This window comes from Snodgrassella sp. W8158 (assembly GCF_016100435.1).
Lineage (GTDB): Bacteria > Pseudomonadota > Gammaproteobacteria > Burkholderiales > Neisseriaceae > Snodgrassella > Snodgrassella alvi.
In genome coordinates, this window is record NZ_JACFSM010000001.1 from 435,815 (window position 1) to 458,512 (window position 22,698).

Annotated in this window: 19 protein-coding genes and 1 pseudogene; 12 read left to right on the forward strand and 8 right to left on the reverse strand. The window is 39.4% G+C overall.

The genetic code is table 11. From position 1 onward, the window contains the following. Positions 1 to 29 precede the first annotated feature (29 nt). From hisF to hisB, 5 genes and pseudogenes are all read right to left on the reverse strand, one after another. Positions 30 to 797 (reverse strand): imidazole glycerol phosphate synthase subunit HisF, encoded by a 768-nt coding sequence (gene hisF, locus H3V11_RS01890; RefSeq protein WP_025331287.1) that lies wholly within the window; start codon positions 795 to 797, stop codon positions 30 to 32. A gap of 34 nt (positions 798 to 831) precedes the next feature. Then, a complete protein-coding gene (locus H3V11_RS01895; RefSeq protein ID WP_037392724.1) occupies positions 832 to 1,161 on the reverse strand; it encodes a hypothetical protein in 330 nt (109 codons plus the stop codon). 147 nt (positions 1,162 to 1,308) lie between these two features. Continuing rightward, positions 1,309 to 2,046 carry a 1-(5-phosphoribosyl)-5-[(5-phosphoribosylamino)methylideneamino]imidazole-4-carboxamide isomerase gene (hisA, locus tag H3V11_RS01900; protein WP_198223483.1) on the reverse strand — a complete coding sequence of 246 codons (738 nt, stop codon included), beginning with the start codon at positions 2,044 to 2,046 and terminating at the stop codon, positions 1,309 to 1,311. A gap of 49 nt (positions 2,047 to 2,095) precedes the next feature. Continuing rightward, complete coding sequence (gene hisH / locus H3V11_RS01905) at positions 2,096 to 2,743, reverse strand: imidazole glycerol phosphate synthase subunit HisH (protein WP_198223484.1); 648 nt, start codon at positions 2,741 to 2,743, stop codon at positions 2,096 to 2,098. 530 nt (positions 2,744 to 3,273) lie between these two features. After that, positions 3,274 to 3,864: pseudogene (gene hisB / locus H3V11_RS01910) on the reverse strand (imidazoleglycerol-phosphate dehydratase HisB); the annotation flags it as partial. Positions 3,865 to 4,107: 243 nt separating this feature from the next. On the opposite strand from hisB, the gene H3V11_RS01915 reads away from it, so the two are divergent. The 9 genes from H3V11_RS01915 (at position 4,108) to H3V11_RS01955 (ending at position 12,478) form a co-directional block, all read left to right on the forward strand. Next, the gene (locus tag H3V11_RS01915; RefSeq protein WP_198223486.1) at positions 4,108 to 5,079 is read left to right on the forward strand and encodes a PhoH family protein; all 972 of its coding nucleotides are present in this window, start codon (positions 4,108 to 4,110) and stop codon (positions 5,077 to 5,079) included. Between the two features lie 193 nt (positions 5,080 to 5,272). Next, the gene (locus tag H3V11_RS01920) at positions 5,273 to 6,115 is read left to right on the forward strand and encodes an SDR family NAD(P)-dependent oxidoreductase (protein WP_198223682.1); all 843 of its coding nucleotides are present in this window, start codon (positions 5,273 to 5,275) and stop codon (positions 6,113 to 6,115) included. A gap of 49 nt (positions 6,116 to 6,164) precedes the next feature. Then, positions 6,165 to 6,785, forward strand: coding sequence for a TetR/AcrR family transcriptional regulator (locus H3V11_RS01925; protein WP_198223487.1), 621 nt, complete (start codon positions 6,165 to 6,167; stop codon positions 6,783 to 6,785). A gap of 172 nt (positions 6,786 to 6,957) precedes the next feature. After that, on the forward strand, positions 6,958 to 7,950 hold the full coding sequence (locus H3V11_RS01930; RefSeq protein ID WP_084562714.1) for an MDR family oxidoreductase: 993 nt from the start codon (positions 6,958 to 6,960) through the stop codon (positions 7,948 to 7,950). A gap of 158 nt (positions 7,951 to 8,108) precedes the next feature. Further along, complete coding sequence (locus H3V11_RS01935) at positions 8,109 to 8,714, forward strand: nucleoside triphosphate pyrophosphatase (RefSeq protein WP_198223488.1); 606 nt, start codon at positions 8,109 to 8,111, stop codon at positions 8,712 to 8,714. Between the two features lie 34 nt (positions 8,715 to 8,748). Next, on the forward strand, positions 8,749 to 8,991 hold the full coding sequence (locus H3V11_RS01940; protein WP_084552109.1) for a hypothetical protein: 243 nt from the start codon (positions 8,749 to 8,751) through the stop codon (positions 8,989 to 8,991). A gap of 209 nt (positions 8,992 to 9,200) precedes the next feature. Further along, positions 9,201 to 9,824, forward strand: a complete 624-nt coding sequence (locus H3V11_RS01945) for a LexA family transcriptional regulator (protein ID WP_084562710.1) — start codon at positions 9,201 to 9,203, stop codon at positions 9,822 to 9,824. Between the two features lie 10 nt (positions 9,825 to 9,834). Continuing rightward, positions 9,835 to 11,232 carry a 3'-5' exonuclease family protein gene (locus tag H3V11_RS01950; protein WP_198223489.1) on the forward strand — a complete coding sequence of 466 codons (1,398 nt, stop codon included), beginning with the start codon at positions 9,835 to 9,837 and terminating at the stop codon, positions 11,230 to 11,232. Then, complete coding sequence (locus H3V11_RS01955; RefSeq protein ID WP_198223490.1) at positions 11,216 to 12,478, forward strand: Y-family DNA polymerase; 1,263 nt, start codon at positions 11,216 to 11,218, stop codon at positions 12,476 to 12,478. Before H3V11_RS01950 ends, H3V11_RS01955 begins: the two co-directional genes overlap by 17 nt. Positions 12,479 to 12,695: 217 nt before the next feature. On the opposite strand, the gene H3V11_RS01960 is transcribed toward H3V11_RS01955, so the two are convergent. From H3V11_RS01960 to H3V11_RS01970, 3 genes are read right to left on the reverse strand one after another with little or no spacing between them, the layout of a single operon-like run. Next, on the reverse strand, positions 12,696 to 16,001 hold the full coding sequence (locus H3V11_RS01960) for a DEAD/DEAH box helicase family protein (protein WP_198223491.1): 3,306 nt from the start codon (positions 15,999 to 16,001) through the stop codon (positions 12,696 to 12,698). Between the two features lie 49 nt (positions 16,002 to 16,050). Next, positions 16,051 to 17,226, reverse strand: coding sequence for a restriction endonuclease subunit S (locus tag H3V11_RS01965; RefSeq protein WP_198223492.1), 1,176 nt, complete (start codon positions 17,224 to 17,226; stop codon positions 16,051 to 16,053). After that, positions 17,223 to 18,722, reverse strand: a complete 1,500-nt coding sequence (locus H3V11_RS01970) for a class I SAM-dependent DNA methyltransferase (RefSeq protein WP_198223493.1) — start codon at positions 18,720 to 18,722, stop codon at positions 17,223 to 17,225. The genes H3V11_RS01965 and H3V11_RS01970 overlap by 4 nt, the downstream gene beginning before the upstream one ends. Positions 18,723 to 19,611: 889 nt before the next feature. Here H3V11_RS01970 and H3V11_RS01975 point away from each other — a divergent pair. The 3 genes from H3V11_RS01975 to H3V11_RS01985 all read left to right on the forward strand — a co-directional run bounded on the left by H3V11_RS01975 (position 19,612) and on the right by H3V11_RS01985 (position 22,679). Then, the gene (locus H3V11_RS01975) at positions 19,612 to 20,157 is read left to right on the forward strand and encodes a cysteine hydrolase family protein (RefSeq protein ID WP_198210794.1); all 546 of its coding nucleotides are present in this window, start codon (positions 19,612 to 19,614) and stop codon (positions 20,155 to 20,157) included. 584 nt (positions 20,158 to 20,741) lie between these two features. Then, positions 20,742 to 21,947 (forward strand): AAA family ATPase, encoded by a 1,206-nt coding sequence (locus tag H3V11_RS01980; protein WP_198223494.1) that lies wholly within the window; start codon positions 20,742 to 20,744, stop codon positions 21,945 to 21,947. Positions 21,948 to 21,950: 3 nt separating this feature from the next. Next, positions 21,951 to 22,679 carry a hypothetical protein gene (locus H3V11_RS01985; RefSeq protein WP_198223495.1) on the forward strand — a complete coding sequence of 243 codons (729 nt, stop codon included), beginning with the start codon at positions 21,951 to 21,953 and terminating at the stop codon, positions 22,677 to 22,679. The last annotated feature ends 19 nt before the right edge of the window (positions 22,680 to 22,698 follow it).

The following is a 22,698-nucleotide window of genomic DNA, read 5'->3' on the forward strand; positions in this document are numbered from 1 at the left end:
TAAACATACAACCATTATCGGCAGCCAGATTAGATACGCATCTCAATACCGGCCTGTTTCATGGCTATCTTAGCATCCTGAATACGTACTTCACCAAAGTGAAAAATACTGGCAGCCAGTACAGCATCAGCATGACCTTCCTGAACACCTTCTATCAAATGTTCAATATTGCCCACACCTCCTGATGCAACAACAGGAACCGACACAGCATCACTTACAGCCCGGGTTAACGGTAAATTAAACCCTGCCCGGGTACCATCACGGTCCATACTGGTCAGCAAAATTTCACCAGCTCCGCGTAAGGCCATATCCTGTGCCCAGGCTACTGCATCGAGTCCGGTGTGTCGGCGTCCGCCATGAGTAAAAACCTCCCAGCAGGTATTCTCGGCATTGACTGCTTTAGCATCTACTGCCACAACAATTGCCTGATTACCGAAAAATGCACTGGCTTCACTAACCAGTTCAGGATTGGTCACTGCTGCGGTATTAATTGATACCTTATCAGCACCGGCATTAAGTAAGCGGCGCACGTCTTCAACACTGCGTACGCCGCCCCCTACTGTCAGCGGAATAAACACTCGGCTGGCTACCGCTTCAATAACATGTAAAATCGTATCACGATTATCCGAACTGGCAGTAATATCCAGAAAAGTCAGCTCGTCAGCACCTTCATCATTATAACGCTGTGCTACCTCAACCGGACTACCGGCATCACGCAAAGAAACAAAATTAATTCCCTTAACTACCCGCCCGTTATCAACATCCAGACAGGGAATAATACGTTTGGCTAAAGCCATAATAATGCCATCTTTCTCTGCTACTGAGCAGCAATCATTTACCTAGCCACTGCGCAACCAGAGTAAAAATATGATTCTGATAAAAATAGTAAGCAATACCCACAACTAATGTATAAATCACGGCACTGGTAGTACTTACAGCAATAATATCAAAGAGCCATATGACAATGAATACAAATACCCATTGTGCTATCCATCCTACTAACCAGACATTGTTAACTTCCGGCCATGCATGTTCTATGATGCTGCTGAATACCATCATCGCCATCGTAAATATACTGGCCTGAAAAAAAGTCTGTCTCGGGCGGTTCATTGTAAACAATAGCCATAAAACTATTACTACCGCACCTAAGATGCTAACCATAAACGTCCTCCCTGATTACCTGTACAGTTACAGTCCAAAAATCATATTGGCTATCGGTATTAATCGAGTCCTATATGATTATTAATTTATACAAAATCAGATTATCAGAAAATATTCTGATCAAGCACTGACTGTCAGCAAAATTTATTACTTATACTGATCAGCCATCCGCTGTGCTGCGGCCAAATCAAGTGAACCTTCATAAATCGCGCGTCCTACAATAGCTCCGGTAACACCCTGCTCGGCTACGGCACATAAAGCTTCCACATCATTCATACTGCTCACCCCGCCGGATGCAATAACCGGCACAGAAGCTGCCTGTGCCAGCTTGACTGTGGCGTCAATATTGACACCACTCATCATTCCATCGCGACCAATATCAGTGTAGATAATGCTGTTAACACCATCATCCGCAAACTGTCTGGCTAGCTCAGTAACATGGATATCTGTCACTTTTGCCCAGCCATCAATGGCAACCATGCCATCTTTAGCATCCAGCCCCACAATAATTTGTCCAGGGAAAGCTGCACATGCCTGACGCACAAATCCGGGATTATTCACAGCTGCTGTACCAATAATGACAAAACTCAGTCCCAGCTGCAGATATTGTTCAATTGTATGCAAATCACGAATGCCACCGCCAAGCTGCACAGGCACATTATCCGCTACCTGTTCAAGTATCGCTTTGATGGCGGTCATGTTTTCTGGTTTTCCGGCAAAAGCGCCATCCAGATCAACTAAATGCAAGCGACGCGCACCCTGCTGACACCAGTGCACAGCCATCTGTGCAGGCTCATCAGAAAATACAGTGGCTTTTTCCATCAGCCCCTGTTGAAGACGTACACACTGTCCGCCTTTTAAATCAATTGCTGGAATCAATAACATATTAAATTCAAATATACTGACGAGTTAAACACCGGTACCTTTACTTCAATTAAAACGTACCATCCCACCGTAAAAAATTACCCAGCAGCTGCAAACCGGCCGCATGGCTTTTTTCAGAATGAAACTGCGTAGCAAAAACATTATCTCTGCCTGCTATACAGGCAAAATCACCGGCATAATCAGCCGTACCCAGAGTAATTGACGGATCCTCTGGTCGCAGATAATAACTATGGACAAAATAAAACCATTCATCCTGAGCCACACCGGCAAATAAAGGATGCTCTTGCATCTGATGTACACGGTTCCAGCCCATATGCGGTATTTTCAGTGGTCTGCCATCAGTACTTAATGCAGCCTGAAAACGCGGTACCGTACCCTGGAACCAGCCTAATCCGGCCGTATTACCCTCTTCGCTACATTCAAACAGCAATTGCGCGCCAACACAGATACCAAAAAACGGTTTGCGCCGCAATCCGTCTTCCAGTGCATCAGCCAATCCGCTCCGCTGCAAAGCAGCCATACAATCCGGCATAGCCCCCTGACCGGGAAAAATAATTTTATCAGCCTGATATACCTCATCCGGTTCGGATGTCAGAATAACTTCCGCTTGCATCTGCTGTAACTGGTTTGCCGCCTGTACAGATTTCAGCACTGAATGCAGATTACCCATACCATAATTGACAATGGCTACTTTCATCTTCATATCTTTATAAAATCAACTGAACATACCTGCAGCAACAGTTTATCCGGAGTCCGGTTATCACTTAACGGGCTGCCTGCAAAGAAACAGCTTGTTATCATACATGAACACTGGATAGCTGAAAATCTGAAACTGGCAGATTATGATACGTAGCCATAATCTTGCTAAAAAAACACATATTTATCAGCAATTATGCTGATTATTTCCATATTATCCATCAGAATTTTATTATCCGGCGACTGATTTTATTTATTTTTATCCGTTAAATTCAATAACAGCTGACCGTAAAGAAATAATCCTGAAGATATAAATAACCGGCATATTTATCAGCAATTGATTGCACAAGCACATAGAAACTGTAATCAATCAATTCAAATACAACATAACGTATATAAGACAGCCATCAGTAATTGTGATTTGCAAAATAAATTATTGCAGATGGTTTCATAATTACTCGTACAGTCCGACATAAATAAATTTATCCGCCAATGTATACACACTAGCGGATTAGAATCTATACAAAACCATTATGCAGTCAGCGTACCTTTCGTCGACGGCATCACCCCTGCCATTAGCTCATCCTGAGTAACAGCCATTCGCAAAGCACGACCGAACGCTTTAAAAATCGTTTCTGCCTGATGATGAGCATTCAAACCACGCAAATTATCAATGTGCAAAGTCATCATGGCATGATTCACTAAACCATGAAAAAATTCACTGAACAAATCCACATCAAACCGGCCGATTAACGCCCGGGTAAACTCTACATTATAAACCAGACCGGGGCGACCGGATAAATCCAGCACCACCCTGCTCAAAGACTCGTCCAGCGGTACATAACTGTGACCATAACGCGTAATACCGCATTTATCACCCAGTGCCTGTTTTAACGCCTGTCCCAGCGCAATACCAATATCTTCAACAGTATGATGATCATCAATATGCAGATCTCCGCGACAACGGATATCCAGATCAATCAACCCATGACGGGCAATCTGATCAAGCATATGCTCCAGAAAAGGCACTCCGGTATCAAAATTTCCTACACCGGTGCCATCAAGATTAATACTTATTTGTATTTTTGTTTCACTGGTATTACGCGTAATTGTCGCAGTTCGCATGCAATGTTCCATTTCAAAATTATTTATATATGCAGTAGTATAAATTGCCTGCGGCATTTCTCCACTACACCTACAATCTATATCAACTCATTTCTGCCGGCAAGGTCAGCCGGTGTTTTCTTTTCAGCAAACACAAAAAACACTTTTATCAGATAAAATATTATCAAATCATCCTCTCTTGCTTTCGATCAGCCTGACTACATATTAAAATCAATATTTATCTTTTTATTTATTGTAATTATGAGTCAAACCAGCCATTATCAGTTACATCAGATAGACAATATTTCTCTGCAACGCCTGTGCGGCGTATTAGACCAGCACATTATCAGCCTGGGCAAAGCTCTGGATCTTGAAATTACCCGTCGTTTTGACCATTTTACCTTAAGCGGAGAACATATCAGTCAAGGAGTAAAAGCATTGGAGAATCTGGCCAGCATAGCGCGTGAGCGCGATATCAGCGATAGTGACATCCATTTAGCTGCGGTAGAAGCCAAAACCACCACACAGGAAAATTCAGACCACCATGAACCTAAAGTCTGGACACTGCGCACCCGCCGCGGCAACATCAGCGGGCGCACCCCGCGCCAGAACGGTTATATACAGGCATTATTAAAACATGATGTCGTATTTGGTCTGGGCCCTGCCGGTACCGGTAAAACCTATCTTGCTGTCGCCGCCGCAGTAGATGCCATTGAAAAACATCAGGTAGAACGTATCGTACTGGTTCGTCCAGCTGTAGAGGCCGGAGAAAAACTCGGATTTCTGCCGGGCGATCTGGCACAAAAAGTCGATCCGTATCTGCGTCCCCTGTATGATGCCCTTTATGACCTGATGGGCTTCGACCGTGTGACCAAACTACTGGAAAAAGGGCTGATTGAAATCGCACCTTTGGCCTATATGCGCGGACGCACACTTAACGGAGCCTATATTATTCTGGATGAAGCCCAGAATACCACACCGGAACAAATGAAAATGTTCCTGACCCGTATCGGCTTCGGAGCCAAAGCAGTGATTACCGGTGACATCAGCCAGATCGACTTACCTAAAAATATCAAAAGCGGTCTGAAAGACGCGCGTGAAAAACTCAGCAACATTGAGGGGATTTATTTTCACGTATTCACCAGCGAAGACGTAGTACGCCATCCGTTAGTACAGAAAATTGTCGACGCTTATGATGAAGCAGCTGAAAAAGAACAGTCATCTTTTGATTAATGATTAATCTGAGCACACTGATAACGCAATAAAATAATTTGATTACCGGCAGAAGCTGCATATTCCGCACAGACAGGAAAATGATATTTTACCACCTGCTGCTATCAGCATAACTGTCAAACAACCCGGACATATCCATTTTCCGGCATGTTAAACTACATCCGGTAAATAAATTCCAATTCACATAAATATGATGAAAACTATTCTGATCACAGGCTGTTCCAGTGGTATCGGGTATGCAACCGCTCAGCTTCTGCGACAAGACAACTGGCGCGTTTATACAAGCTGCCGTCGAGCAGAAGATATAGAGCGCTTACGTTCAGAAGGTTTTCACAGTCTGCAACTGGATATTACCAATGATGAACAGATACAGGCAGCTATCGAAACCGTAATAGCCGAATTCGGCCACCTTGATGCTTTATTTTGCAATGCCGGTTATGGTCAGACAGGTGCAGCCGAAGATCTTTGCCGGGCAGCCTTACAGGAACAGTTTAATACCAACGTATTCGGCACATGGCAATGCATCAACGCAGCAATGAAAATTTTCCGGCGTCAGCAGCATGGTCGTATTCTGGTAAATTCCAGCATACTGGGCTATGCAGCCATGCCATGGCGCAGTGCTTATACCAGCAGTAAATTTGCACTGGAAGGACTATGTGATACATTGCGTCATGAAACTCATGCCAGTGGTATTTATATCAGCCTGCTTGAGCCCGGACCGATCACCAGTCGCTTTCGTCCCAATGCACTGATTAAATTCAAACAATATATAGATGTTGAAAACAGCGTGCATCGTGCCGCCTATCAGGCTCAGCTCAACCGCCTGCAGGCTGCCGGTTCTGTCGCACCATTTACACTGACTGCCGAACAATGCGCCCAGGTCTGCGCCCGTGCACTCAATGCCAGCAAACCTAAAGCACGTTACCCGGTTACCGTACCGGCACACCTCTTCTGGTATCTGAAAAAATTCCTGCCCATCAGCTGTCTGGACTGGCTATGTCGCACTGCCGTCAGAAAACAGGGAAAATCAAACTGACCCCTGCCACAGCCATTTGTCCCAACCAGCCCGCAAAAATCTTATAACAATGACAGAATTATTCAGTACACCCTCATTATCCCGCAAAGGTAATAACACCAGAATCGCCCTTATCCGCAGCGGCGTAGCAGCCATGACCACACACGGCTACATCAGTGCCAATATTGAAAGCATACTGAAACAGGTAGGCGTACCCAAAGGTTCTTTTTATCACTATTTCAAGAGTAAAGAAGAGTTTGGCATAACCATACTCCAATACTACGACCACTTTTTTACTGAAAAACTGGAACAACATTTATTAAACCAGAATATCTCTTCCGCACTGGCTAGAATTAATGCATTCTGCACAGATGCCAAAACCAGCATGGCCAAATATCATTTCAACAGAGGTTGTCTGGTGGGTAAGCTAATGCAGGATGAATCTCTTCTGCCACAAAATTATCCTGCTTTACTCAACAACATCCTGCACAACTGGCAGGAAAAAATAGCCTGCTGTTTGCAGCTGGCGCAACAGCAGCAAGAAATCAGTTCACAAACAGACTGCACAAAACTGGCTTACTTTTTCTGGCTTGGCTGGGAAGGTGCAGTCAGCCGTGCCAAACTGCTCAAAAATGCAACGCCGCTGGATATCTTTACCGAACAGTTTTTTAATCTGATAAAAAACCATTAATCAGCTTCCATTATCTGTTGCCAGCCATAATTAATAACACTCTACTTAACTGAAATTTAATCAAAATCCCTTATATACTTAGATAGATTCGGCAATAATTGCTTACAACTAGACAACCGGTCTATAATAAAAACAGACCATTCGTCTAGTTAACTGCAACAGGAATATCATCATGCTATCCAAAGCCATACTCTTAGAAAAAAATCAGACTGAATTTTCCTGCAATATCCAAAATATTAGTGAAGACACCCTGTTGCAACAACCAGGTGATACCCTAATTGAGGTGCAGTATTCAAGTTTGAATTATAAAGATGCCTTGGCTATTACCAACAGTGGACCTGTGGTACGGCAGTGGCCGATGATTCCCGGTATAGATGGTGTCGGAACCGTTATTAGCACCAGCAGTAAGCATTTCAAAACCGGGGATAAAGTGATTTTAAATGGCTGGGGCTGTGGAGAAACCCACTGGGGCTGCATGAGCCAGCGTGCTTTTCTCAATGCAGACTGGCTTATCCCCCTACCCGCAGGCATAACTGCCCGACAGTCCATGATTATCGGAACCGCCGGATATACAGCAGCCTTGTGTGTACAACGTATACTCGAACATGGCATTACTCCCGAACAGGGTAATATTCTGGTTACCGGAGCCACCGGCGGTGTCGGATCAGTGGCAATTATGTTACTCACCCAGCTGGGCTATACCATTACCGCAGCTACCAGCAAAATCAACGATACAGATTATCTGCAGCAACTAGGTGTACAGCATATTATCGACAGCAAAACCTTGTCTGATACAGGCAAACCATTACAAAAGGAACAATGGTCGGCAGCCATTGACGTGCTTGGTTCTCATAGTCTGGCTAATATCTGCGCACAAATCCGGTATGGTGGCATTGTTACTGCCTGTGGACTGGCACAGGGTATGGATTTTCCGGCCACAGTTGCGCCATTTATTTTGCGAGGTATCACTCTGGCAGGTATTGATAGCGTCATGGCATCACGGGCAAAACGTATTGCAGCCTGGGATTTTCTTGCCAGACATCTGGACATTCAGCAATTAGAAAATATCGCGCATACCATATCGCTGAATCAGTGTCGCGACATTGCAGAAGATATCATTAGTGGTAAAATCCGAGGACGATTTATTGTCGATGTAAACCATTAAACCGATAATAGTAAACCTAATCTGCTGCCGGATATGACTTACAGCTAACAAATATCCGGCATAATCTTTTATTATATTATTAACAAGCAACATGCTAACTTAAAGCAATACTAAAATAACCGTAGTCAATTTTAACCATACATAATCATCCTGTATCAATGAATCCGCTAACCGTCTATCTTGCATCAGGCAGCCCGCGCCGGCATGAAATCCTCATTAATCTTGGCTACCATGTATTGCGGCTAAATGCAGAGATCGATGAAACCCCCTATCTGGATGAAAACGCCACAGATTATGTTCAGCGCATGGCAAGCATGAAAAACCGTGCAGCACTCAATGCCTGGCAGCAAAACAAACAACAGCCACCAGAGTTTCCCCTTATCAGTGCCGATACCACCGTCAGCCTGAATAATCTGATTCTCGGCAAACCGGAAAATATCAACGACGCAACTCGTATGCTTAAACTGCTGTCAGGACAACAACATCATGTCCATACAGCAGTCTGCATCTATTGGCAAAATCAAACCTTTCAGACCCTGCAAACCAGTACCGTCAGTTTTGCCACCTTAAATGATGAACAGATTGCCGCCTATATTGCTACCGGTGAGCCATTGGATAAAGCCGGAGCTTACGGTATTCAAGGGCTGGGCGGAATGCTGGTCGAGCATATCAGCGGCAGCTTCACCGGCATCATGGGTTTGCCTGTATACGAAACTACTCAGCTGCTCACCCAATGTGGCTGTACACCACTTACCCGATCATAATAGGCAGAATTAAATCAGCATCCGTACAACTATCATGAAAATTTCTCTTCCACTATTCACTCTTACACTTATCTGTCTGACAGCCTGTTCACATAATGAGAGCACACACAGCGTCAGTGAAGCCGCAGCTATCACCGCTTCGGATATCCAAAGTACTCACCTGGAAACCACCACTACCCTGGACCGGATTGCGGATGAAATAAACTCAGCCAGTAACGCTTCAGGCTCAAACAGCCATCCGGCCCGTTCTGCCTCCCTGCCTGCACAACATCAGTAAACTTATTGTCTGCCATCACAATTTATCTGCATTCGATAACATCAATACAAACCAATTCAAAACTATAAAATAAGTTAGCTTTGATTAGCATGGGTAATATCCGACAGCATAACAGCTAAAAAACAAACCATTACCAGCCATCCGCAGCAGGCATAATTGACGCAGAAAAATCAAAAATCTACCATTCTTGATTAAATAACTTAATCAAGATGAGTACAATTGTGGTTGATACAGCAGCAAAACACAATCAGCATGGCGGCGTAAGAGCCGGCGCCGGACGCAAAGCCAGAATTGCCGGACCCAAAATAGTCAAACGCATTCCCGTCAGCCTGATACCGGCAGTAGAACACCTGATGAATCAGCTGGTTGTTACCCCGCTGCGACCGGCACAGCATCTTCCTGCCGACTGCTGGAAAATAGCCGACAACCTCACACGACTCAACATTCCCTTAGCCACCGAAACCATTCCCGCCGGCTTTCCCAGCCCGGCAGAACCCTACATCAGCGATTATCTGGACTTCAACCAGTACCTGATAAAAAATCAGGCTGCCACCATTGCCGTACGCTGCGGTGGTGATTCTATGCAGGATGCTGGTATCAGCCGTAACGATTTGCTTATCATCGACCGCTCCCTCACACCCAAACACCGTGATATCGTCATGGCCGATTTAGGTAATGAATTTACTATCAAACGGCTGCACAAACTGGATAACAGCCATATCGAACTACACTCCGAAAACAGCAGCCAGTCTTATCCCAATTTCAGCCTAAAAGAAGGCGATACCCTTGCCATCGTCGGCGTCGTAACCTACGTTATCAAACACATCCGCTAACCAAGAAACCATGTTTTCAGATCAGCAACTTGCCTTTGTCGATATCGAAACTACCGGCGGACGCACCACCAGTGACCGTATTACCGAAATCGCAGTTATTTACACAGAAGCCGGACAACAGCAGCCACAAACTTTTCATACCCTGCTTAATCCCGATACCAGCATTCCGCCTTTCATTCAGTCTCTTACTGGTATCAGCAATAAAATGGTAGAAAAAGCACCTTATTTCGATAATGAAATTGCCGACCAGCTGGCAGCCATCTTCAAAGAGCGAATCTTTATAGCGCACAATGTACGTTTTGATTACGGCTTCATCAAAGCGGCTTTCAAACGTCTGGGCAGAACATTCAACCCGCAGCAACTGTGCACCGTTAAACTGTCGCGTCTGCTTTATCCCGAACACAAACATCACGGACTGGACAAAATTATTGCCCGCCATAACATCGACATGCAAAACCGTCATCGAGCCTTTGCCGATGCCCGGGCTATCTACGACTTCTGGCAGCAGCTCAGACACAACTTTCCCGCAGACATCCTGCATCAGGCCTGTAAAACCATCATGCAGCGCCCCAGCCTGCCCGCTCACCTGCACAGCGATGTTCTGGATAACATCAGCGACGATTACGGCGTGTACCTTATTTATGGTGACAACGACATTCCTCTGTATATTGGCAAAAGCAAGCAAGTTAAAACCCGCCTGATGAGCCATTTCAGTCAGGATGTACACAACAGCAAAGAAATGAGCCTGTCACAGCAAGCCAGAAAAATCGACATTATCCCCTGTAGCGGCGAACTGGACGCCTTGCTCACCGAATCAGCTCAGATTAAGCAGCGTCAGCCCATTCTCAACCGCCGCCTACGCCGTCAGAAAGACCTGTTCAGCTTCCGGCTGAATACCAATACTAACGGATACAATACCCTGAGCATTGTACCCATGCGCCACGTTCAGCTTAACCGCGAACAGCACTATTACGGCCTGTTTCACAGCAAAAGCGATGCACAGAAAAGCATTAAAAACATCATCAGCAACACCGATCTGTGCCTGCAAACTCTGGGGATCGAAAAAGGCAGCAATAACCGCCCCTGCTTCCGCCATCAGCTGCATCAGTGCAGTGGTGCCTGCATCAACAAAATTACCGCCGACATGCACAACCTCAAACTTGCACTGGCTTTACAGAAAATTAAACTGGCTGCATGGCCGTTTAGTAGTTACGCCTATATAAAAGAACAGCACAAATACCACATCTTTCACCACTGGATTTATCTGGGCAGTGCCGGCAATACCGACGAACTGCAAACCCTGCTCAATCAGCCGCAAGGACAGCTTGATCGCGACATCTATCAAATCATCCGCCAGCATAAACATCTGCTGCAAGCCCTGAATCCTGCCCATGTTTGCCCTGATTGACGGCAATAACTTCTATTGCTCCTGCGAAAGAGTCTATCGCCCCGAACTCAGGCAGCAACCCGTTATCGTACTGAGCAATAACGATGGCTGCGTCATTTCCCGCTCCAATGAAGCCAAAGACATGGGCATCAGAATGGGCGTACCTTACTTTCAGATTCAGCCCCTCGTGCGGCAAGGCAAGCTAATCGTCTTCTCGTCCAACTACGAACTGTATGCCGACCTGTCGCGACGCATGATGAGCACCATCGCCTCACTGGTACCGGCTATTGAAATCTACTCAATCGACGAATGCTTTGCCAGCCTGCACGGTCTGAATAATCTGCATCAGCTCGGCCACAATATCCGCTCCCGTATCCAGCAGTGGGTTGGCATCCCCACCTGCGTTGGCATTGCCCCTACCCGTACACTAGCTAAGTTTTGTAACCATCTGGCCAAACGCCACCGCCATCACTTCAATGGCGTTGTTGTCTGGACAGACTGGAATCAGAATATCAGACAACGAGCCCTTGCTAGCGAACCGGTTACCGAAATCTGGGGTATCGGCCGCAGAACCGGTCACAAACTCGCCGCCCAAGGCATTCACACCGCTCTGGATTTCATCAATGCCCATACCCCAACCTTAAGAAAACAATTTGGTGTTGTACTCGAACGTACCCAGCGGGAAATGCAGGGAATTCCCTGTAGCGAACTCATCACAGAAGAAGCCGGTCGCCAGAATATCGTCCGTAGCCGCAGCTTCGGCAACATGGTCACCAATCTTGACGGTTTACAGGCGGCCATCAGCCATCACATTACCGCCGGAGCAGCCAAACTGCGCGAACAAAACAGTCAGGCACATATCATTGGTGTATTTATCTACACCAACCGCTTTCGCCACGACCTGCCACAATACAACGGCTACCGGATTACCAAACTGCCACAGGCCAGTAACGACACACTCACCCTCAACCACATTACCCGGCACCTGTTAAACAGCATCTACCGTTCCGGCTACGAATATAAAAAATGTGGAATTGAACTGAGTGGCATCGAACCAGTGCACACCTTCCGGCAGTTAGATTTACTCTGCCACAGCCAGCACAATCACCGCCCTGAACTAATGAGAGCATGGGACAACATCACCAGCCGCTACGGCCGCGGCAGCATCCGGCTTGGCAGCGAGCTGCAATCCGGCGACTGGCTTATGACCCGAACTCAGCTAAGCAACTGCATCACAACCAGATTTAAAGAAATATTAACTATCTGAATACTTTACACAGACTATCCATAACCAAGATCGTCTTTTAAAGAATAGGTTTTCAGTACAGGTTAGGATTTACAGATGGTTAAATCAGTTAACAATGTCATATTCGATACACCGTTATTTTTTGTCAGAATGAAAGATACGTTATATCGAGACGAAAAAAACTAATTCACTATTACATACAAAGTGTATTTTTAGGTAGTTCTATTTGTATATTATACTATCTCGCAACAATAACTGAGTGTAAGGTATTAACATATTTTGAAATAAAGGCTACATTATCGCCAAACACTTCCTGCCAGTCATAGCTGTCAAAAGGTGACTCATTGATCAATACATCAGTAGTGATATCACCATTTTCATTCACATAATTTATAATGGTTTTTAAATACTCTTGCTGTTGTGAATTAAGCTGATTATCGGATAAAAACTGACTAAAACGTTTTTCAGCGGCTTGTTTATCCAAACCAACAATAGAACGTATAAAGGCAGCTACATTACCGCCCGCTAGAGTATTAAAAGTAAATTTATTATATTCCTCTCTTGTTCCAAGTTCGTTCCATAATACTTTTTCAAGTTCAACAGTATCAGCACGAGTAATAGGCTCAAGATTACGTATTTTTTGAATAACGGGATTCCAGGAGTTTTCAATTAAATAATCTATAACACGTTGTTTATAAGTTTTCACAGAAAATAAGCTTTCTGTTTCACCTACATATTCAATAAAGTCTTCAATATCTACATTAAATGTTTGACCATTAGCATCGTCCTTTAAATGCTTAATTAAATCACGCAACTCAACACGCACATGTTCAAGTTTATCCAGTTCTAGTGTTTGCCAGAAACTATCCGTTAATACCTCTTTAATAATTGCGATTTTCTCTTTAATCTCTTTAATAGTACCTTTCTCATAGAGTGCTTGTACTAAATTAATGACACTCTTTTGGCTTTTACTTGCTTTTTTGGATTTATTCAATAAACTCAGTTGAATATTAAATAGTAATAAATCAAATTTCTTAGCGCTTTCATCTTCTTGGGTAGGGCTTAATATAGGAGCAATATAGGTTTTTAACTCATTAAGGTCTAACAGAGAAAGATACTGCCAGCTATCAGCCAACCTAAACTTATCAACATATAAACGATTTTTTCTTACATTAATATGATTTGGATTAAGTGTTTCAATCTGCCCTTTCAATTCGGTTTTTAATGCATCATGCAATTGCCTTGCATACTCATCCTCTTGATATTTAGTGGATTGCAACTCAAAAGCAATTTCAGATTTTAAGCAAAAAATTCTATCTGTCAGCGATTGCGTGGCTTTTGCATCAGCACCCTGTGGATTAAGACTAAAAAACTCAAAGTTTTGGCAATAATCAAAAATATAAAACTCTTCTTTATCTGCACCTGTGCCGAAGATATCAGGGGATAGCCGGGTGCCACGACCAATCATCTGCATAAATTTAATCTTGGATTTTACTTCTTTAAAAAAGACTAAATTTAATAAATCAGGAATATCAACACCTGTATCCAGCATATCTACAGATATGGCTATTTGTGGATCTTTATCTCTCACTTCGAAACGTTCAATCAGGTTCTGTGCATAATTAACCGAATAATCAATTAATACACAAAACTCAGCTCCGTATTGCGGGTACAATTTTTCAAAGCGTTCAACTATTTGTTTGGCATGTTTATGGTTGTAGGCAAAGATTATGGTTTTACCAATACGCTCACCGCTTTGTACCTTTAAGCCATTACTCATCAAATCTTGCAACACTTTATCAATAGTATTGTCATTAAAGATATAGTTAAACATTTCTCTATTAGCAATATCACGTTTATAGTCTTCATCTTCTATATCGTGAATAGTGGTTTCGTATTCCCATACTTTTTCTAGCTGATCCTTTTCGTCTTGGCTTAAGTCATCATACTTTATACCTTGTCGCAAATGCTTAGAATGCCTTTTAAAGCCTTTATAAGGAACAAGATATTTATCAGCAATAGCTTCTTCTAATTCATAACTAAAATTGGGAATGCCTTGCTCAGCCTCAAACACTTGATACGTACTACGATCTATATCTTCCCTGGGGGTAGCGGTTAAACCTAACAATAACGAATCAAAATAATCAAAGATGGCACCAAAGCGCCCAAAAATAGAACGATGTGCCTCATCAACAATTATTAAATCAAATCGCCCAATAGATAACGCTTTAGCATCACTATCTATATGCTTAATCATCGTATGGTAGGTAGAAAACATAATACGTGCATTAAGGTCGCGTTTTTTATTAGTACGATCAGATAAAATACAGGTAGTTACAGAGGGCAAAAGCTTAGTAAAGTTTTTATGAGCTTGTTTAACGAGTGCAGTACGGTCAGCTAAAAAAAGTACATTTTTAATCCAGTTATTACGATATAGCAATTCAATCAGCGAAATAGCTACCCGCGTTTTGCCTGTCCCGGTAGCCATAACTAATAAAGCGCGGCGATGCTTTTTATTAAAATGCTCACATACCACAGTAATCGCCTGTTTTTGGTAAGCTCTATTGGTAATTTCATTTTTGATTGTCAGATCGGTTATATCCTTACGTTTTTTACGCTGAATAAGTAGTTCTAACTCATCAATAGTGTGAAAACCAAACACTAATCTTGAGGGATAACCTAAGCCGTCTATCAGATGGGTTTCATAACCATTGCTACAATAAATAACAGGGCGCTCACCATATCTTTTTTCTAAACAATCTGCATAAAGCGTAGCTTGATGCTTACCTACAGACACACTCTTACTGGTCTTTTTGGCTTCAATTAAGGCTAAAGGAACACCATTACGACCAAATAACACATAATCTACATGGCCTTCGCCTGAATTACTTGGCATACCTTCTACAAAAATTTCAATACAGGCTTTACTAGGCGTTATAATATTTTTCTTTGCTAAAACTTCCCAACCCGCTTCACGCAATTGTTGGTCAATATAGAAACTGCGTGTTTCCGCTTCGGTAAAATATTGGGGATTCTTAGCATTAAGCGTACCGTATTCTGCTATTTGTTCACGGTATTTATGAATAACCTTTTTTTTGGGTTCTATAAAGGTTGCCGATGCTTTACTAATACTGCCTTTATTTTCTGTAAGGAGTGTTTTATTAAAAGTCGCCACATCAGTAACTTCACCGAGTTTTACTAATACGGCACTGACAAAACTATGCAAATTTAATAAAGAAAATAATGACTCTTTCGCCGTAACCTTTTCTAAATGGGCAGCATTATTACCAGCTCGGCGAATATAATGTAAAGCAACCATTAACTCATTATCATTAACAAAACGACGAAAGTCTTCATTATCCACTAATTCAAACAGACTACTACGTTTAGGGATTACCCAATTATGTAGGATATAAATAATCTTAACGGTATATTCTAAGGCAAACCTTGCATTAAGCGCTGATTGCTTAGGGTCGCTTTTTTGATTCACTTCAGCTTCATGACAGTAGTTATATAACTCTGCAAAATCAGATAATGTACTCAAAAAATCAAAGTTCCGTTTCATAATTAGGGTACTCACCTAACGAATTTAGTTAATTAAAATATTTATCCATCGTGTAATCAAATAGAAGTTGTGTATCTGTGATTGATTGATTAATTAATGCTTTTTGTTGCTCTATGGCTTCTATTTTTTTTGCAAATTGGTTTTGGAGGGATATAGGAGGAAGAATTAAAGTCCATTTTTGTAGAAAACTTTTAGGTACTCGTTTTTGGCCTGCACTACCAGTCATTTCCTTTTCAGCAGCTTTTCTAAATAAATCAAGCTTGGTGATAAAATACAAAAATGAATTATTACACTCACTGTTTGGCCTTAATACATGAAACTCGGTAGAACCAAAGCCTATATTATTTTTTAAACCTCTCGCTATAGCTCCTTTTCCATTTTCCATACAGGGTGTTATTTTTGCAAAAAGAATGTCTCCTTCCTCAAAATAAGTAAAGCCCTTATATACTTCATGTAACAATTTAATTTCATTTGCGTAAAATTCGCCTTGTTCACCTACAGCAGCCATGGGAATAAAACTAACTGGTAAGTTACTATTTAAACTTTTTACACTAGATTTTGTTGGATTTATTGTACAGATATTCTGTATTAAAGTTGTTTTCCAATTTTTTTCATTTTCTACAGGATCACCAAACATATCATAAAAAGTAGCTTGAGCAAGTTTATCCAGTTCTGCAAGCTGTTCTTTCTTTTTGGTAATAATGTCGCTTAGTGTATCTAGTTCTTTTACTATTTGTTCTTGAATAGCAATAGGAGGGATAACAATTTTGGAGTTAGAAATAGAAAACTTATTTAATGTCGTTCCCATTACAGCTCGATTACTTCCAATCCAATCATAACCTTTTAAATAATAATATATATAATTTTGTTCAAAAATACTTGAATTAATTGGATGAAATGCCATAATAGCTTCATTGGTATACATATCTTCGGCCGTTATAGCAACCTTTCCAATTGATAGTTTAAAACTCATAATAACTGTACCTTTAGGTACAACCTTAATTTTTGATTCCTTTTTACCTAACTCGGAAATAAATTCTTTTGTTGTTTGTATATATTTTTCATTTCCTATGTCAGAAATAGAAACCCATTTATAACCAGTATTATCTCCCCAATACATTGGATTACTTCGGCTTGGCGTTCGTCCCATATATAAATCAAAAACTTCACCAATCATTTTAACTTCCCAACTATCCTTATTCATTCTTTAATTAATCCTTCATAGCTGGTAATTGCTTGGTCTATTTCAGCTTGTAGCTTTTTAATACGAGCTAATACTATTTCAGGTTTTTCATACTCAATTTTTTCTCGTTCCACTTCTTTATATTTATTAATCGTAAAATCATAGCCATTAGTCACTATTTCATCTTTAGATACAAAAAAAGATTGCTCTTTACGGGTACGATTGGCTTCATTTTCTAAACTATTATAACGGGCAATAATATCAGGAATATCATTAACTTCTAGTGGGCTGCGTTTATCATCTAAACTATAACCATCGGCGCGCATATCATAGAACCAAACTTTATCGGTGCCGCCTGCATCAGTTTTAGTAAAGATAAGGATAGCCGTAGAGACGCCTGAATACGGCTTAAATACACCTGATGGCATTGAGATAATAGCTTCAAGCTGCTGGTTATCTACTAATTCTTTACGAATGGCTAAATGTGCTTTACTGCTACCAAATAGCACACCATCTGGCACAATAGATGCACAACGCCCTCCTGATTTTAAAATACGAGTAAAAAGGCTTAAAAAAAGTAGCTCAGTTTTTTTAGTTTTAGTAATAGTTAATAAGCTATTATCTACCACTTCATAATCAAGGCTACCTGTAAAGGGTGGATTAGCTAATACCAGTGAATAAAGATTTTTATCTTGATTATCTTCGGAGAGGGAATCTTGATAGTTAATATTTGGGTTATCTACCCCATGCAACATCATATTCATGGCGCCAATACGTAACATGGTCTGATCAGTATCAAAACCATAGAACATAGTGTTTTTATAATGCTCAGCATTTTCTTTTCTGGCTAATTCCTTTTTATAATGCTCGCTAATGTACGCAGCTGACTCAACAATGAAGCCTGCTGAACCCATAGCAGGATCACAAATATTATCCTCAATAGTGGGCTTCATTAACTGTACCATCATACGAATAATATGACGAGGAGTCCGAAATTGGCCATTGGTACCACTAGCTGCCATTTTCCCTAAAATATATTCATAGACATCGCCCATAGTATCTTTATCATTCATGTCGAGGTTATCGATACCATCTACAATTTTGGATAAAGTCCGTTCGTTAGGGATCATAAAAATGGCATTAGCCATATAGCGACTAAAAGCGCTATCTTTGCCTGTACTTAGAGTTTTAATAAACACAAATACATCATTGCGAACGATATTAAACATATTTGTGGCATTAAAATTTTTGAATTTGTGCCAACGTAAATCTTCATAGGGAAGCGTTTGTTCTGTCTCTGGGTTTTGCCAGGATTCACCATCTTTAAAAATAGGAGCTTTAATCGTGCCACCTAGTGCCTGAGCATTTGCTTCTCTTTTGAGCTGACTGTCATCCAGCATTTTTATGAAAAATAGATAAGTCATTTGCTCCAATACAGCAATAGAGCTAGTTAACCCTGCACTCCAAAACGTATCCCAAATACTATCAATTTGACTCTTATGGTCGCCTGTAATCATCTATATACCAATTAATATATTATTTATCTTTCATTCTAGAAGAAAAAATCAATTAACTAAAGAGTTAATTGTTAATCTCTTACTTCAATAGTTTTTATTACTATTTCTTATGCTGAGATATTGATTTAACCTATTAAAAATAATCACATTTTATATTAAACTACAATAGCTTTTATATATCTTCTCCTGCCATTCTCAGGCACCAAAGCCATATAAGTAAGAGCTATACTTCTTTTTCAGTATAACTTTGTTTGATGTAGTATTGAATCATATCCTGAGCCACAGCATATCTCAAATCATGAAAAGCCTTACAAGATAAGGCGTTTAGGCAAATTATTGAAAGACTGTCTATCTGAATAGACAATCATAGACACTGAAATTTTTTGTGATTTTTTTAATGTTTAACTGATAAGTGTTTTCAAACGAGGAATCACTCTCTATTAATGCATCTCCTAATCTAACTCAGATTTAATTCTGAGTTAGATTAGGAGAGAGAGGATGAACTAAACGTAAACGCAATAGAAAACATCAAAATGCCTAAGCAAGTATAAACAAAACTACGTATCAATTTGTATATACAGATAAATACAAAATGTACTTATTAAAAAAATGATTTACTTTAAATTTGTACTTCAATTAAGTATTTTTAGGTAATTTTCAATCACTTTATATCGATAATATATAATCATTTGTTTTTTTATGATATTTAAGACAATTCAGGATGTCTATAGATTAAGCATTGGATCGGGCACGAGATTCGAACTCGCAAATTCAACCTTGACTAAAAAAATTTTATAAACACCAATAGACACAATAAAATAAAATTAGTTTAACTTATGATTTATAATTCACAAAACTCAGACAACAATAACAATTTGATAAATGACATATGAAAGCACTTATTTCAATCGACTATACCAACGACTTTATTGCCACAGACGGAGCACTGACAACCGGTCAGGCGGGACAAGCCATAGAAAACAAAATGGTAAATCTGACCAGAACGTTTATTGAGCAGAAAGATTTTGTGGTATTTGCAATTGATGCGCACGAACCTGATGATAAGTACCATCCGGAAAATAAATTATTTCCGCCGCATAATATCATAGGTACCCACGGTCAGAATCTCTTCGGTTCATTGAAACAGCTCTACATAGCCAATCAAACCAATCCGCAAGTTTACTGGATGAATAAACACCACTACTCTGCATTCAGCGGAACAGATCTGGATTTACGCTTGCGTGAAAGAAATATTACCGAAATACATTTAACTGGCGTATGTACTGATATCTGCGTATTACATACAGCAGTTGATGCATATAACCTTAATTATCAAATTGTCGTGCATCAGCATGCTGTTGCCAGCTTTGACCCGGTAGGACATTCATGGGCATTAAAGCACTTTCAGAATACTTTAGGAGCCACCATAATCTGATTATTTACAAACAATATAATAGGGCAATTAAACAACTCATTTTCAATTTTGACTAATTATTTTCCCTGTAAATACTATTATCTATTTAAAAATTTATCTTTCTACATAACTACTTTATTTTGATTAATCTGTACTAAAATTACAAAACTTATAAAAATAAAATGTCATAAATTTTTTAGGTATTAAGAACGCTAAATTATGAATTACCATACTAACTACATAGCTAATGATAGCTTAATATTCCCCCCATTAAAGATAATATAGATAACACCTTCTACTCATCAGGGTAAAAATATCAGAGTCACATTATAAAAACCACTTATACAAAACTCGTTATAGAATACAATTTTTTCAAACCAAGTTTATACAAAAAGTTTAGGAATATATGCCATTCTATATTCTAAATAATGCAGCATTAAGTAAAGAGTAAATGGAATTAAAAAACATGGTTCTCTATGTATATTAAATTAATATTAGCTTAATAAATAGCTATAAAAAAATTAATTATTTTAAGATAAATTTAATTATCAATATTTTGGATTACCGTGCTATTATTCTGATCGATAAATATAAAGGGTATCACAATGAAAATTGAATTATTAGAAATAAAAAATATTGGAGGTATATCCAGCTTATTAATTGATAATTTTGATCCAAAAATAAATATTATTTGTGGTAAAAATGGAATTGGTAAAACTAATATTTTGGATTCAATCGCAACCTTTTTTTCTCCTACAATTGAAAATATATATCTTAATGTAAAATCTGGTTTAGAAAAAGGAGATATAAAAATATTAATAGATAAAAAAATTTACAAGAGAGAAATAACAAAATTATATACAAATCTTACGGGATATTCATATGATGAAGTTTGGATAAAAAAAGATAATGAATCTTATCAAGGTTTTGAATCTGAAAAACAAAAACTAATATATAAAAAAATATTATATTTAAAAACTGAACGAAATTTTAATTATCAAGAAGAATCTAGTATCCAAGCAGACCCAAGTGAACAAAGAAGAGAAATCCAAAATTTCAAAGGAATAAATAAAAAGGAAATTAAACAATGGTTTATTTCAAGAAAACTACATAGTGCACACCCTGATCATTTAACTACAATTCAGCAAAAAAATTTTGAACTAGCAAAAGCTTGTTTTTCTTTATTAGATCGTGATTTTATTTTTTCTAAAATTACTACCAAAAATGAAATAATTATAAACACTCCTACAGGAGAAATATATTTTGAACTTTTATCCTCTGGATTTAAATCTACCTTATTTATATTACTAGGAATTATTAAAGAAATTGAATATCGTTTTCAATCAGATAATATTTTGGCTTCAAATTTTGATGGGGTTATCTTAATTGATGAAATAGAGTTACATCTACATCCCGAATGGCAAGGTAAAATTTGTAGTATCCTCACAAAAACATTTCCGCAAGCTCAATTTATAGTGAGTACTCATAGTCCTCATGTAATTCAAACAGCAGAAATCAATCAGGTTATCGCATTATCTGGAAAAAATGGGCATTTAGAAAAAAGTACCGTAGATATTGCACCATATGGCTTTAAAGGTTGGACAATAGAAGAGATTCTTAGTGATGTCATGAAAATGAATGATTTAAGAACAAAAATTTATAGAGAAGCTAAGAATAAATTTGATAATGCTTTAGATGAAAACAATATAGAAGCTGCTACCGAAGCATATAAAAAATTAGATAAATTACTTCATCCTCAATATGCATTACGCCCTCTTTTTAAAATGCAACTGGATAGCTTAAAGGACTAATCCATGATTAAGTTAGAAAAAGGAGAAAAGCCTAATTATTTAAGTGAAGACAAGGTGAAAGAATTAACTAAGAGATTTCAAACAAACCCAAAAGATAGAGTATGGAAAAACAAAGAAATAATTAAAAAGTTGTTGGAGAGTAGTAAAAACAAATGTGCCTACTGTGAAATTGAATTACAAGAAAAAGATTCATATGGAGAAATTGAGCATTTTAAATGTAAAACTTTATACCCTGATCATGTTGTAGATTGGGATAATTTATTACCTTCATGTAAAAGATGTAATACTAACAAAGGTTCTTTGGATGTCAATATTACTTCTATCATTAATCCTTATGAAGAAGATCCTAAACTACATCTATCTCTTCAAAACTTTCGTTTATACGCTAAGGAGGGTAAAAATTCTAAAGGCGATAATACCATTAAAAAATTAAACTTAAATGAAGATGAGCGATTAACTTTTGCCAGATTCAAGGCATCAAATTTTATAAATGAGCAACTTGAAGAATTAGTTGATAATATCGATAACATTGATTTTGTTAGAAATGGCATGTCCAAAGTATTACGGTTATGTCAAAGAGATAAAGCTTTTTCTGCCTTTCTTTCTTCAACCTTAATTTATAATCCTAGCTCAGTAACTTTAAAAAAGTTATTGCAGGAAAAAAAATTATGGGATGAAGAGCATATTAAAATGTTTAATAATATTAAAGAAATAGCATTAGATCCAAGATAATCGACGTAACAAATTAATT

Bases quoted from the DNA above. Each gene is read 5' to 3' on its own strand.
- hisF (WP_025331287.1), bottom strand. From the start codon at position 797: ATGGCTTTAGCCAAACGTATTATTCCCTGTCTGGATGTTGATAACGGG.
- H3V11_RS01895 (WP_037392724.1), bottom strand. From the start codon at position 1,161: ATGGTTAGCATCTTAGGTGCGGTAGTAATAGTTTTATGGCTATTGTTT.
- hisA (WP_198223483.1), bottom strand. From the start codon at position 2,046: ATGTTATTGATTCCAGCAATTGATTTAAAAGGCGGACAGTGTGTACGT.
- hisH (WP_198223484.1), bottom strand. From the start codon at position 2,743: ATGAAAGTAGCCATTGTCAATTATGGTATGGGTAATCTGCATTCAGTG.
- H3V11_RS01915 (WP_198223486.1), top strand. From the start codon at position 4,108: ATGAGTCAAACCAGCCATTATCAGTTACATCAGATAGACAATATTTCT.
- H3V11_RS01920 (WP_198223682.1), top strand. From the start codon at position 5,273: ATGAAAACTATTCTGATCACAGGCTGTTCCAGTGGTATCGGGTATGCA.
- H3V11_RS01925 (WP_198223487.1), top strand. From the start codon at position 6,165: ATGACAGAATTATTCAGTACACCCTCATTATCCCGCAAAGGTAATAAC.
- H3V11_RS01930 (WP_084562714.1), top strand. From the start codon at position 6,958: ATGCTATCCAAAGCCATACTCTTAGAAAAAAATCAGACTGAATTTTCC.
- H3V11_RS01935 (WP_198223488.1), top strand. From the start codon at position 8,109: ATGAATCCGCTAACCGTCTATCTTGCATCAGGCAGCCCGCGCCGGCAT.
- H3V11_RS01940 (WP_084552109.1), top strand. From the start codon at position 8,749: ATGAAAATTTCTCTTCCACTATTCACTCTTACACTTATCTGTCTGACA.
- H3V11_RS01945 (WP_084562710.1), top strand. From the start codon at position 9,201: ATGAGTACAATTGTGGTTGATACAGCAGCAAAACACAATCAGCATGGC.
- H3V11_RS01950 (WP_198223489.1), top strand. From the start codon at position 9,835: ATGTTTTCAGATCAGCAACTTGCCTTTGTCGATATCGAAACTACCGGC.
- H3V11_RS01955 (WP_198223490.1), top strand. From the start codon at position 11,216: ATGTTTGCCCTGATTGACGGCAATAACTTCTATTGCTCCTGCGAAAGA.
- H3V11_RS01965 (WP_198223492.1), bottom strand. From the start codon at position 17,226: ATGAATAAGGATAGTTGGGAAGTTAAAATGATTGGTGAAGTTTTTGAT.
- H3V11_RS01970 (WP_198223493.1), bottom strand. From the start codon at position 18,722: ATGATTACAGGCGACCATAAGAGTCAAATTGATAGTATTTGGGATACG.
- H3V11_RS01975 (WP_198210794.1), top strand. From the start codon at position 19,612: ATGAAAGCACTTATTTCAATCGACTATACCAACGACTTTATTGCCACA.
- H3V11_RS01980 (WP_198223494.1), top strand. From the start codon at position 20,742: ATGAAAATTGAATTATTAGAAATAAAAAATATTGGAGGTATATCCAGC.
- H3V11_RS01985 (WP_198223495.1), top strand. From the start codon at position 21,951: ATGATTAAGTTAGAAAAAGGAGAAAAGCCTAATTATTTAAGTGAAGAC.